Origin of the sequence: Paraferrimonas haliotis, assembly GCF_002282895.1 — a bacterium.
GTDB lineage: Bacteria > Pseudomonadota > Gammaproteobacteria > Enterobacterales > Shewanellaceae > Paraferrimonas > Paraferrimonas haliotis.
Window position 1 is genome coordinate 328,550 of the sequence record NZ_NRRB01000003.1, and the last position, 12,317, is coordinate 340,866.

General features: G+C 47.5%; 14 protein-coding genes. 9 read left to right on the forward strand and 5 right to left on the reverse strand.

Going from position 1 to position 12,317, the window contains the following annotated elements; translation table 11 throughout:
- Position 1 precedes the first annotated feature (1 nt).
- From pstA to arsJ, 5 genes are read left to right on the forward strand one after another with little or no spacing between them, the layout of a single operon-like run.
- Positions 2-889, forward strand: coding sequence for a phosphate ABC transporter permease PstA (pstA, locus tag CLC91_RS08165; RefSeq protein ID WP_095498437.1), 888 nt, complete (start codon positions 2-4; stop codon positions 887-889).
- Positions 890-909: 20 nt separating this feature from the next.
- Positions 910-1,722, forward strand: a complete 813-nt coding sequence (gene pstB, locus CLC91_RS08170; RefSeq protein WP_095498438.1) for a phosphate ABC transporter ATP-binding protein PstB — start codon at positions 910-912, stop codon at positions 1,720-1,722.
- 11 nt (positions 1,723-1,733) lie between these two features.
- Positions 1,734-2,780 (forward strand): phosphate ABC transporter substrate-binding protein PstS, encoded by a 1,047-nt coding sequence (pstS, locus tag CLC91_RS08175; RefSeq protein ID WP_095500240.1) that lies wholly within the window; start codon positions 1,734-1,736, stop codon positions 2,778-2,780.
- Between the two features lie 50 nt (positions 2,781-2,830).
- The gene (locus CLC91_RS08180) at positions 2,831-3,841 is read left to right on the forward strand and encodes an ArsJ-associated glyceraldehyde-3-phosphate dehydrogenase (protein WP_095498440.1); all 1,011 of its coding nucleotides are present in this window, start codon (positions 2,831-2,833) and stop codon (positions 3,839-3,841) included.
- Between the two features lie 11 nt (positions 3,842-3,852).
- Positions 3,853-5,055 (forward strand): organoarsenical effux MFS transporter ArsJ, encoded by a 1,203-nt coding sequence (gene arsJ / locus CLC91_RS08185; protein ID WP_095498441.1) that lies wholly within the window; start codon positions 3,853-3,855, stop codon positions 5,053-5,055.
- Positions 5,056-5,067: 12 nt separating this feature from the next.
- Here arsJ and CLC91_RS08190 read toward each other — a convergent pair whose 3' ends face one another.
- From CLC91_RS08190 to CLC91_RS08200, 3 genes are all read right to left on the reverse strand, one after another.
- Positions 5,068-5,745 carry a transglutaminase-like domain-containing protein gene (locus tag CLC91_RS08190; protein ID WP_095500241.1) on the reverse strand — a complete coding sequence of 226 codons (678 nt, stop codon included), beginning with the start codon at positions 5,743-5,745 and terminating at the stop codon, positions 5,068-5,070.
- Positions 5,746-5,781: 36 nt separating this feature from the next.
- Positions 5,782-5,964 (reverse strand): hypothetical protein, encoded by a 183-nt coding sequence (locus CLC91_RS08195; protein WP_143812006.1) that lies wholly within the window; start codon positions 5,962-5,964, stop codon positions 5,782-5,784.
- A 171-nt stretch (positions 5,965-6,135) separates the two neighbouring features.
- Positions 6,136-7,044, reverse strand: coding sequence for a hydrogen peroxide-inducible genes activator (locus CLC91_RS08200; RefSeq protein WP_095498444.1), 909 nt, complete (start codon positions 7,042-7,044; stop codon positions 6,136-6,138).
- A 174-nt stretch (positions 7,045-7,218) separates the two neighbouring features.
- Here CLC91_RS08200 and ahpC point away from each other — a divergent pair, with 174 nt between their 5' ends.
- The 3 genes from ahpC (at position 7,219) to CLC91_RS08215 (ending at position 10,361) form a co-directional block, all read left to right on the forward strand.
- The gene (gene ahpC / locus CLC91_RS08205) at positions 7,219-7,782 is read left to right on the forward strand and encodes an alkyl hydroperoxide reductase subunit C (protein WP_095498445.1); all 564 of its coding nucleotides are present in this window, start codon (positions 7,219-7,221) and stop codon (positions 7,780-7,782) included.
- 81 nt (positions 7,783-7,863) lie between these two features.
- Positions 7,864-9,411, forward strand: coding sequence for an alkyl hydroperoxide reductase subunit F (gene ahpF, locus CLC91_RS08210; RefSeq protein WP_095500243.1), 1,548 nt, complete (start codon positions 7,864-7,866; stop codon positions 9,409-9,411).
- Positions 9,412-9,587: 176 nt separating this feature from the next.
- Positions 9,588-10,361 (forward strand): hypothetical protein, encoded by a 774-nt coding sequence (locus CLC91_RS08215; protein WP_095498447.1) that lies wholly within the window; start codon positions 9,588-9,590, stop codon positions 10,359-10,361.
- A 39-nt stretch (positions 10,362-10,400) separates the two neighbouring features.
- Here CLC91_RS08215 and CLC91_RS08220 read toward each other — a convergent pair whose 3' ends face one another.
- Complete coding sequence (locus tag CLC91_RS08220; protein WP_095498448.1) at positions 10,401-10,940, reverse strand: DUF3833 domain-containing protein; 540 nt, start codon at positions 10,938-10,940, stop codon at positions 10,401-10,403.
- A gap of 17 nt (positions 10,941-10,957) precedes the next feature.
- Positions 10,958-11,482 carry a chalcone isomerase family protein gene (locus CLC91_RS08225; protein WP_095498449.1) on the reverse strand — a complete coding sequence of 175 codons (525 nt, stop codon included), beginning with the start codon at positions 11,480-11,482 and terminating at the stop codon, positions 10,958-10,960.
- 174 nt (positions 11,483-11,656) lie between these two features.
- Between CLC91_RS08225 and trhA the strand changes: the two genes are divergently transcribed.
- Positions 11,657-12,310, forward strand: a complete 654-nt coding sequence (gene trhA, locus CLC91_RS08230; RefSeq protein WP_095498450.1) for a PAQR family membrane homeostasis protein TrhA — start codon at positions 11,657-11,659, stop codon at positions 12,308-12,310.
- Positions 12,311-12,317: the final 7 nt, after the last annotated feature.

The following is a 12,317-nucleotide window of genomic DNA, read 5'->3' on the forward strand; positions in this document are numbered from 1 at the left end:
GATGTCTTCAACACAATCCCAAACCACCAGCGCAAGCCTATGCCCCAAAATCGAGCGGCAGTGGTTAGAGGCCCGCTCTCTAAAAAGCATGCTGTTAAGCGGGCTTACTTGGCTGGTTGCCGGCATAGGCGCAATACCGCTTTTTTCTATTATCTTCATGCTGGTTACTGAAGGGGGCGCTCGTCTCGACTACGAAGCATTAGTTGAATTGCCGCCAGCCGGCTTTGATATGGGTGGCGGTTTCGGTAACGCCATTGTTGGTACGCTGGTCATGGTCGCCATAGCTGCCCTGATTAGCGTTCCTTTTGGTGTGCTGGCAGCGATTTACCTAGCGGTGCTAGAGCCCCACAGTCGACTTGCAAAAAACGCACGCTTTGTTGCGAAAACCCTTACTGGTTTTCCATCGATTCTGGCAGGTTTGTTTACCTATATCGTCATTGTGATGCACTTTGGCTACTCAGCGCTCGCCGGCGGTATTGCCTTGTCTGTTCTGATGTTGCCTACGGTCATTTTGGCGGCCGAGGAAGCAATGAAACAAGTGCCAGTGCGCATGACCGATGCAGCTTATGGCATGGGCTGCACTCGCACTCAAGTTATTACAAAAGTTGTTTTACCCAGCGGTATGCCAGGCATCATTACCGGTGTCATGTTAGCCGTGGCAGGCGCCGCCGGCGAGTCAGCCCCATTGCTCTTTACGGCTCTGTTTAGCAACTACTACATGGAAGAGCTGATCGAACCGACCGCCTCGTTATCCATCCTAATTTACAACTTCTCAGCCATGCCGTTTGATAACCAAATTCAATTAGCATGGGCAGCATCCTTAGTATTGGTGCTGATTGTACTGATCTTTAATATTCTAGCCCGCCTAATTGGCCGGTCTAAGCACTAAATTTTTGGAGAGCCCGAGTCATGGCTAATCTACACAAAGCAACCCCTTTCAACCCACAAGGCGAAGTCGTACTTGATTGTCGTTTAGACAAGGTATTCTATGGCCAATTTCAAGCAGTTCGCGACAGTTATGTGCCCATTGAAAAAGGTAAAATTACGGGCTTTATTGGCCCATCAGGCTGCGGTAAAAGTACCGTACTAAGAAGCTTAAACCGTATGAATGACTTGGTGAACGGCTTCAAGTTCGAAGGCAAGGTGCTGTATCACGGCAAAAACATCTACGGTAAGAAAATTGATCCGGTATTGGTGCGTCGTTACATCTCGATGGTCTTTCAACACCCGAACCCCTTTGCCATGAGCATTTACGACAATGTAGCCTTTGGTTTAAAGCTTAACCGCTTCAAAGGCGACATGGACGAGCAGGTTCAGAAATCGCTCGAACGAGCCGCACTATGGGGCGAAGTAAAAGATAAGCTTAACAAGAGTGGCTTGTCGCTTTCAGGTGGTCAACAGCAACGACTGTGCATTGCCCGGGCAATTGCTACCGAGCCGGACGTGTTGCTTATGGATGAGCCTTGTTCAGCGCTTGACCCCATTGCCACGCGCCACATTGAAGAGCTCATGCTGGAATTAAAAGACCGCTACACCGTCGCTATGGTTACCCACAATATGCAACAAGCGGTTCGTATTGCCGACAATACGGCGTTCTTTGGCGTAGACGTTAGCCAAGGTGAACGAGTGGGTCATTTGGTGGAAATGGGGAATACCCAGCAGATTTTTAACGATCCGCAGTATGACCTAACCAAGCAATATGTCTCCGGTGAGTTCAGCTAAAGGATTAGGAAATGAGCAGCATGTTTGTTAAATCGGCAATACTACTGGTGAGTTGCTTACTGGTTAGTTGCTCTAAATCTGAAGCACCACAGCGGGTTGTTGGAGCTGGCTCGTCCATGCCCAACCCCATTATTCAAACCTGGATTAAAGAGTTTAACCGCAGTCATCCTGATGTCAGCTTGGAGTATCAAAGTGTTGGCAGTGGCGAAGGTATTCGCCGTTTTCTGGCTGGCGAAGTCGACTTTGCCAGCAGCAGTGCCGCCCTAACCGACCAGGAAATTGCTCAGGTTGAACGGGGCGCCGACCTGATCCCCATAAGTGCGGGGTTGATCGTGTTAGCCTACCACTTACCGGGTTTTGGAGACGGTATTAAACTGCCACGATCCGTCTATCCCGAGGTATTTTTAGGGAAACCGGTAAAGTGGAACGATCCGCGCATTCAAGCGGTAAACCCAGAGCTTGACTTGCCCAACGCAGACATTCAACCTGTGGTACGGCGTGGGACCAGTGGCACCACCTATGCGTTCACCAATCATTTGAGTGCTATTAGCCAACAATGGCGAGAAAGTGGCTTGGGGGTTGCACGGCTCATCGACTGGCCAAATGCCATGGCAGTTCATTACAACCCCGGCTCGGCACAACGGGTTAAAGTCAGTGAGAATGCGCTGGGTTATATGGAGTATTCAATCGCTCGCTATGCCAACCTTAATGTGGCGGCTTTAGAGAACCAAGCCGGTGAATACGTGTTGCCGTCTCGCGCTTCAGGGGAAGCGTCGCTGGCCTCTACCCCGATGTCGTTAAACGAGCACATGCGTATTTTTATTGCCGATCCCACTGGCTCGGACAACTACCCAATCATTGCGTTTTCTTGGTTGCTCACCTATCACCAATATCACGATCCCGTTAAGTTAGATGCGATTAGCGATTTAATTCATTGGGGGCTTGGTGAAGGGCAACAACAAGCTGAACAAATTGGGTTTATTCCACTTCCTGAGCCTATGATTAAAAAAAGCAAACAAGTGCTTGATAAGCTAGTGTTGATAGAACAATCACACTAAAGTAGAGTGTGCCTCATTTATTGCCTGAATTGGACTGTGTAGGAAGGTTTATGAGTATCAGAATCGGAATTAATGGCTTTGGCCGCATGGGTCGACTCGCGCTGCGGGCAGGATTTGATTCTCCAGAATTTGAATTCGTTTGCATTAACGACCCCGCAGGAGACGCGAATACCCTAGCCCACCTGTTGAACTTTGATTCTGTCCACGGAACTTGGGAGTACTCTGCGTCGGCTAAAGGCGACGATATCGTGATTCGCAAGCAAAAAATACGCACGACTCAACATCGCGATATTGCACAAACCGACTGGTCCGGTTGCGATGTTGTCATTGAAGCTTCAGGGAAATTTAAGAAAAAAGAGCAATTAGCTCTCTATCTCGAGCAAGGCGTTAAGCGAGTTGTTGTTACCGCACCACTAAAACAAGACGGTTTGCTGGATATTGTATTAGGGGTCAATCACCACCTATATCAACCAAACGAACATCGCATTGTATCCGCGGCATCGTGCACCACCAACTGCCTGGCGCCCGTGGTTAAAGTTATCCACGAGAAGCTTGGTATTAAGCACGGTTCCATGACCACGGTACACGACATTACCAATACGCAGTCAATTTTAGATCAACCCCATAAAGATCTGCGTCGAGCTCGAGCTTGTGGCAGCAGCTTAATTCCAACAACCACGGGCTCAGCCACAGCCATTACTCATATTTTTCCGGAGCTTAGGGGTAAATTAAACGGTCACGCCATTCGAGTACCATTAGCCAACGCGTCCATTACCGACTGCGTATTTGAGCTCGAGCAAGCAACCGATGTAGATACGGTGAATGGCTTGCTAAAAGAAGCCGCAGAGGGAGAGCTTAATGGCATTCTAGGTTACGAAGAGCGCCCTTTGGTTTCGGTGGATTACAAAACCGATCCCCGCTCAAGCATCATAGACGCGTTGTCGACTATGGTGGTGAACGGTACTCATTTAAAACTTTACGCTTGGTACGACAACGAATGGGGCTACGCCAATAGAGTGGTTGAAATTGTGCGCCTTGTTGGAGCGCCGGATAAGATCTAAAGAACACCATTATGCTGGCCCATTTATCTGCTGCCACTCGACAATATTTGCTGATCACAACTAACTACTGGGGGTTCACCCTAACCGACGGTGCCCTTAGGATGTTGGTTGTACTGCACTTTCACAGCTTAGGTTATTCTCCGCTGGAAGTGGCCATGCTGTTTCTCTTCTACGAGATTTTTGGCGTTATTACGAATCTGGTAGGCGGCTACCTTGGCGCTCGTTTTGGGCTTAATCGCACCATGAACATTGGCTTAGCTTTGCAATTAGTGGCATTGTCGATGCTCATGTTGCCCGATAGCTATTTGTCCATAGCTTGGGTGATGGCTGCTCAAGCGGTATCGGGTATTGCGAAAGATCTCAATAAAATGAGTGCCAAAAGCGCCATTAAGATGCTTGTGCCTGAAGACAATAGCAGTGGCCTATATAAATGGGTTGCTTTGTTAACCGGTTCCAAAAATGCCCTCAAAGGACTGGGGTTTTTCTTAGGCGGTTTGTTGTTGGCTTTATTCGGCTTTCAAGGCGCCATGATGGCGATGGCCCTAGCGCTGGCAATAATTTGGCTGATGAGTTTAGTCAAGCTCAAAAACGATCTAGGTAAAAGCGCGTTTAAACCAAAGTTTCGACAACTCTTTTCCAAAACACCCGCCATTAACCATTTAGCAGCAGCTCGATTATTTTTATTTGCAGCTCGGGATGTGTGGTTTGTGGTGGCATTGCCAATATGTCTGATGACCGAACTCGGCTGGCTCAGTAGCGAAGTGGGTAGCTTTCTTGCCTTATGGGTCATAGGTTATGGTGCGGTGCAGAGTATCGCTCCCAAGCTGACTCACAATCAAATCAATCGTAACCCAGGGGTTCATGCGGCAAGCTGGGCCAGCTGCCTAGCCATTATCATGCTGCCAATAGCGCTTTTTCTTAACGTCTATGGGCCAAACACTTGGATACTGGTTATTGGCCTGCTGGTATTTGGGGTTGCGTTTGCCATTAACTCATCGTTGCACAGTTTTTTGATTGTCGACTATGCGGATGCAAAAGGCGTGTCTTTGGATGTGGGCTTTTATTACATGGCCAACGCCTGTGGTCGACTCTTAGGCACCGTTCTTTCAGGGGTTACTTATCAGCAGTTTGGCTTAGCGGCTTGCCTTTGGCTATCCTGTTTGTTTGTCATTATCGCAGCGGCTTTTTCTTTGAAACTGAAACCTAAGATCTGATCTTAACGAGATTTAACGAGCGCAGCTCTCCTGCTCCATAGGTCCACTATCGAGTCCGGTCGTTACACCAAACCCTTGCATCAAGTGAGGATAGTGCTTATGAAAGTTCTGGAAAATAAAATCGACAGGCACGTCGTTATAGCAACCGAAGTCGGTTAAGTATTGCATGTGCTTACTGCCATCTTCCGTAAACTCTTGAAAAATTGCATCTTTAGTACCATCGAATTCGAGTGGTTTAATCTTGTATTTATCACACAAGCTTTGATTAAATGTGGGCGTTGCTTTTAACCAGCGCCCTTCCACAAATATTGAGGCGTAACCATGCATGGTAAAGACCTCAGTGCGTAGCAAACGAATCAGCTTCTCACTGCTTAAATGATTCTTAACGTCTGCCAGGCCAAGACGTGCAGGAATGCCATTGGCACGGCACAAGGCTATCATGAGAGCCGCTTTAGGTAGGCAATAACCCTCACCTTTCTCAAGACAATGACTGGCACGCAAAGACTGAGGGCCCAGCACAACGCCATAAGGGTTGTATGGGTAGCTATCCCGAACGTGATAATAGATATTCACCGCGGTTTGTTGAGGACTCAAAGCCCTCAACTGCTTAGCTAACTCACTTACCGACTCGGTATCATAGTCAAAATACTCTGTGGGTTGCGTTAGTAACCGAACCTCATCAGCATCCATTGTGGCTCCCTTATCTCTTTGGGGACGTACCCCAAACTAACGGTTAGGGGTACGTCCCTTTTTATCAATCAACTGACAGACCTGGTCACCATAGTAATCGTCGCTGTAGTTACAATCTAACTCTTTTTGTTCACGCAAAAGCTGGTTGTCATGTTCACGTTCAATATCATCTTGATTTCGTGGGACGTGCTTTGGAAACAGATCGCTAAACCAGTTCATAGTGCTACCTCGCATTTGCTAATTACCCCTTAAGCACAGCACAGCATTAAACATTGGTAAAACCGCCATTTTAGAACTTGCTAATCTATTTTCTCGATTGATCCAAACCTGCCCACACCAGTGGGGACGTACCCCACTTTCTTAAAAGCCGAAAAAACAACAGGTTACGCGCTAGGGGTACGTCCCCCCCGCGGAAAGCGCTTGGCGGCAAAGCTTCATTAGCTGTTGGATGCTGTCGACGCCGGCGTAGTTAAGCCGACAAACAAAAGCAAAGCGGCGATGGGGGCCCGGCTCTACAACAGGAATGGTGCGAACTGGTAAGCCTTGCTGATTAACTTGCTCCAATGCGATTTTTGGAATTAAGGTCGCCCCCAATTCCCCTGCTACCATTTGCACCAAGGTCGGCAAGCTCGTAGCCGACAGTGAGTAATGATCGCTACTATTGCTCAGTTTACACGCAGCCAAGGCGTGATCTTTTAAACAGTGGCCGTCTTTTAGCAGCAAAAGTTCAATGTTGTCCATAGCTTCGGTGGTAACCCCTTTAGAGGAGGCAAGGCTTGATGACTCGTGGGTCAACAAGTAAAAGTCTTCCTGCCAAAACTCGAACGCATGCAATCCTTGTGTGTCATAGGGCAGCGCCAATATCGCACAATCCAATTCTCCACTTCGCACCATTTCCACAATGCGATGGCTCTGCTCTTCCACTAATTTCAGCTTGAGCTGAGGGTATTCTTGCTTTATGGCTGGCAAAACAATCGGCAATAAGTAAGGCCCAATGGTCGGAATCACCCCCATCGACATAGGAAAGGTTAAGGGTGCGCTTTCTCCGGCCGCCATTAGCCCCATGTCGTCCACGTGCAATTTGATTTCCCGAGCCTTGCGCAACAGCTTTGTACCTAGCGGTGTAACAAGCACTTGCTTATTATCACGCTCGAAGATTTGGCATCCCAATTGATTCTCTAACTCCTGTACACCAGTACTCAGTGCCGATTGCGACACATGACATAACTCAGCGGCCTTTTTGAAATGGCGAGTTTGCTCGACAGCCAATGCATAATTGAGTTGCTTTAGAGATATCATCGAAAATTTCCTTGCAAGTAATCAACGTTCAGTTTTTTAGATTGCTTTGATAGAACTTATTTAATTTTTATAATCATAAACCCATCGTATGATTTAGTCACTCCCAAGCAACAACCAAAAACATGACGTTGCTTAGAAAATTAGAAATCACTATCCATTACAAGGAATCAGACTATGTCTATTATCGGTAAATCCATCCCAGAATTCAGCGTAGAAGCGTTTCACCAAGGCGAATTCAAGACCATCAGCAGCGAAGATGTGAAAGGCAAATGGTCAATCTTCTTATTCTACCCAGCGGATTTCACTTTTGTATGTCCAACTGAATTGGAAGACATGGCTAAGCATCACGAAGAATTACAAGCGCTGGGCGTAGAAGTGTACTCGGTATCAACGGATTCTCATTTCGTGCACAAAGCTTGGCACGATACTTCCGACAAGATTAACAAAATCAACTACCCAATGTTAGCGGATCCAACGGGTGTGCTGACCCGAGGCTTTGACATCATGATCGAAGAAGCTCACCAAGCACTGCGCGGTACCTTCCTTGCTGATCCAGATGGCATTGTTAAAGTTGCTGAAGTCCATGAGTTAGGCATCGGTCGCTCAGCTAAAGACATGCTTCGCAAAGTGAAAGCCGCACAATATGTTGCAAATCATGATGGTGAAGTTTGCCCAGCGGCATGGGAAGAAGGTGACGAAACGCTAACCCCAAGTCTGGATTTAGTCGGCAAACTCTAAGTCGCAACTCCTCCTGCATTGTTTTGGGCGGTTTATCCGCCCTTTTTTTTGACGCCAATTTTGTAAGATAGGAATTCAATTATGTTATCAGCACAAATTCTAGACAATCTAAAAGGCTACACCGCCGGCCTAACTCATCCTGTAGAATTGGTGGTGAAACACGGCCAACATCCTAAACGCGACGAACTGGTGAGTTTTTTGGAGCAAGTGTGCTCAGTCTCAGACAAACTCAGCGTTCGTCATGACGATATCGATCTGCTCAGTCCAATTAGTTTCGCGCTACACGTTAATAACGAAGCTACAGGCATCGTGTTTTCCGGCATACCTGCCGGCCACGAATTCAACTCCTTAATACTGGCGTTATTGCACTGCGGCGGTCACCCGATAAAGCTTGATGACAGTTTGAAAAACATTATTCAAGCCGTTGATCAGCCGCTTCATTTTGAAACCTATATTAGCCTTAGTTGCCATAACTGCCCTGATGTCGTGCAGACACTCAATCAGTTTGCTTTACTTAACCCACACATCACGGCCGAAATGATTGACGGTGGCCTTTTCCAAGAGCGGGTGCAACAAAACAATATTCAAGGCGTTCCCTGCGTCATGCTAAACGGTGAACTGTTTGCCAATGGCAAAGTGGAGCCCGCCCAACTTATCGAAAAGTTGCAAGCTAAATTTCAACTGCAAAGCCAGCAGAGCGAACAGGCTTTACCAATTCAAGACGTCACCGTAGTTGGTGGCGGGCCGGCTGGTATTTCCGCTGCCATTTACGCCGCTCGCAAGGGATTGAAGGTTACCGTTATTGCCGATCGAATCGGTGGTCAGCTAAAAGACACTCAAGCCATCGAAAACCTAATCGGAGTATCTAAAACCACTGGTCCTGAGCTAAGCCAGTCGCTTGCAAGCCATATGAGTGATTATGACATTACCATTAAGCAGCACTTAAGCGTTACTGACATCAAAAATAACGACGATAAACAACTGACGCTTTCCAGTGGCGAGGTTATCGATACTCGCTCTTTGATTCTAGCCACCGGTGCAAAATGGCGAGAGCTGGGCATTCCAGGCGAGAAGGAAAACGTAGGCCAAGGGGTCGCCTATTGCCCACATTGTGACGGTCCATTTTTTAAAGGTAAAGACGTTGCCGTCATTGGCGGGGGGAATTCTGGTATTGAAGCAGCGTTAGATCTTTCCGGTATTGTGCGCTCGGTTACCGTTTTTGAGTTCATGAGCGAATTAAAGGCCGATAAGGTGTTAGTTGAACAAGCTAAAAAGCGAGACAACATCCGCATTATAACCAATGTGGCCTGCCAACAAATTATCGCCAGCAATGATCAAGTCAGCGCCATCGAATTCCAACACAGAGACTCAGGCGAGGTTGAACAATTGCCGCTATCGGGTGTGTTCGTGCAAATCGGTTTGTCGCCTAACTCCCAACTCGCTGAAGGGCTTGTGGAGCTTAGCCCACATAACGAGATTAAGATTAATGAACGCGGCCAAACCAGCGCCACCGGTATTTTCGCTTGCGGCGATGTGACCACGGTACCCTATAAACAAATTGTGGTGGCCATGGGTGAAGGCGCCAAGGCATCGTTAGCCGCCTTTGAATACTTACTCACGCGAGACTAGTGCGAGTCCTCGAGTCATCCAAAAAAAAAAGCTAGCAACCGCAGTTCATCGAGCAGCCACTGGCCTCGATGAACTGTTTTTTACCGCTTCGGTACAATAATGAACACCTTCTAGTTTCCTTACGCAATGCTGTCATACTCGCTGAAAATTTATACCGTTTAAAGTGAGTACCGATTATGAAAAACAGCACTCTAATCAGCGTGATCGCGTTTGTAAGCGTGGTTAGCTCATTCTCAAGCCATGCCGATAGCGTATGGGTTACCATGATAGGTGCTGAAAACGCGCGGCTAGTCAGTGGCCAAACCGATGTAAGCCCCGCAACCAAGAAAGAGCGTCAGCAGCTAGAGCTCATTGCTCATGGCGCTAACATCAAAGCCTTGGGGATGACCATCGAAAACACCACAGGTACCAAGTTTAATCGCAACGGTGATCTAACCGCCGCCCGTAATTGGAGCTATGGCTATTTCAATGACAACCATGGTATCTCACTGGATTTAATTAAAGGGGATTGGCTGGGAACCGGTCCGAACATCGCTGCGGTTGGTTACGCATATAAGAAAAGCTTGGGTGATTTTAGTTTTCGTGTAAACCCTACCCTCGCCCGCATTGCAGTAAAACAAGGGCCCGGGCGTTACTTAAACGACCATGGTGTGCAGTTAAATTTGCGAGGAGACTACCAAGTCAATGACCGCTTAAGCCTAAGAGTTCACCCTCAATTTGCGACGTGGCGCAACGACAGTCTTGGTAGCACCATGAAACTTGAACTCAGTGCGACCATGAACCTCACTGACAATAAGCGTCACAAATTGAGTGTGTTGCATGAATCCTACTTAGTGAACAACAAGGCCTCTGGCATGAAAACTCGATGGGTTGGTGAAAACTCGCCCATAGCCGGAGTCGTTCCAGGCACCGAGCAAGTCTTCAAAGTTCGTTACGCCTACGTTTTTTAAGGGCTCAGTCCTGTTATCAAAGCCTGAGCGAGGATAAGGTTAGGGAAGCTTACGAATCGACAGTATGACTTCCCCAACGGTCACGCCCCATTTCTTGATGAAACTTCGGTTGATAATTTCATCGTCAGTGACTTGAAACAGCCAGTCGTCAAACACCACGTCGTAACTGTCTTCATCAACCACCAAGGTCATGTCGTATTTCCAGCGTAACGCGAACCCTTCAGCTTCTCCGGTGGCCACGCCAGTGATGTCGTTTGCGGTGCCGGTGTAGTTTCCGTCAGCCAGTTTGGTTATTACCCAAGTGCGCTCACTCTTCTCACCGTCAGCAAATTGGAACCACTCTTCTAAGGTACCGACGTTACCTTCCCAGCTCGCTTGCATGTCTACTGAAAACCGGCGAGTGACTTTACCTTGGTAATCTAACACCACCCCTCTGGCGATCAGTTTGCCCTCAAAAAAATTCTTAAGATCAATCTTTTGATTGCTTTGCTGTTCGTCCTTGTAATCATCAATACTGGCTGAGCCGCAGCCCATAACCAGTCCTACTAGTAACACAACTATCGCTATCCGGTAGTACATGGTAATACGCTCCCTGTTTAATATTCACCAATGAGTTTAGCTCGTAGTTTCTCTTCGCTGGTGTCCTCAGACAACCAGATGTCTAAAAAGGCGGCCGCAAACCGCTCATCTTCAATGTATCCGATGGGTACTTGGTTATGATAGAAGTTATGACTGCCGTCTTGTTCAACCCGCAACGTTAATTGATCGCCGGCTTCCACGTCTGGCCACAGTGTCTCTAACTGTCCGAGCCAATCGTTGAACAAGGATTGTTGATAATTGAGATGTTGCCATTGTTCTGCAGTGGCCGTGATGAGATCTTCAGCTTTAATGTCGTGATGATAAGTAATTTGCAGCGCCATCGGCCAGTCGTTCGATTTGTAATCGCCATCGTCACTGAATAAGCTAGCCTGATAAACCGTGAGTAAAAACCAGTTCATCTCTCCACTACCCACCTGCTGCAGGCCTTCTATACTGCCATGTTGCTGGTGCTGAGTGGTGCTTGCCCCAGCGAAGGTGCTGGATAGTAAAACGCTTGCGAATATCACAGTCCTAATGATCATGTTAACCCCCTGCTTATTTCTGTCCTAGACAACGAAGATAATCACTAAAACGATCACTTAAACTTTCGCTCAAATGGCCACTAGAGCTTTCACTCAATTTTCAGCTAACACTTGTAAGCTGTTTTGTGTAATACTGGCGAAACTCAATGTTCAACGACGGTTTTTAAATCACAAATGGCTTCGGATTATTCTAAAACTGAGGAGTTCGCCAATGCGCTGACTCACGGCATCGGCGTAGTGTTTGCCTGCGTTGGGCTACTATTATTAGTTCAGTCAGGCCTCAGCATGAGCGCCAACAGCGCAGCAATGGCGAGCTATTTGGTTTACGGAATCAGTATGATTTTGCTGTTCTCGGCATCAACCTTGTATCATTCGTTTGCCCACACCAAAGCCAAACACCTGTTGAAAGTGTTGGATCATTGTGCAATTTTTCTTCTGATTGCTGGCACCTATACGCCATTGCTGGTCATTGCCATTACCACACCGCTTGCAAACGGTCTTTTGCTCACCATTTGGTCTTTGGCACTCACCGGCATTGCGGTGAAGATACGCTTTGTGTATCGCTTTAAACGACTCTCCCTCGCCTTATATTTAATCATGGGTTGGTTAGCGCTAGTGGCGTTGTACCAATTGGTACGCGCATTGCCTAGTGAAGCGATTGTGTGGCTATTTGCCGGCGGTATCGCTTATACCTTAGGTGCTTTTTTCTATGTGGCTAAAAAACTAAAGTTCAGTCACGCCATCTGGCACCTGTTCGTTATCGGCGGTGCAGTTTGCCATTATTTAACCATCTATTGGTACGTAACGCCGCTCGCCAAACAGGGCTAACGGCTAT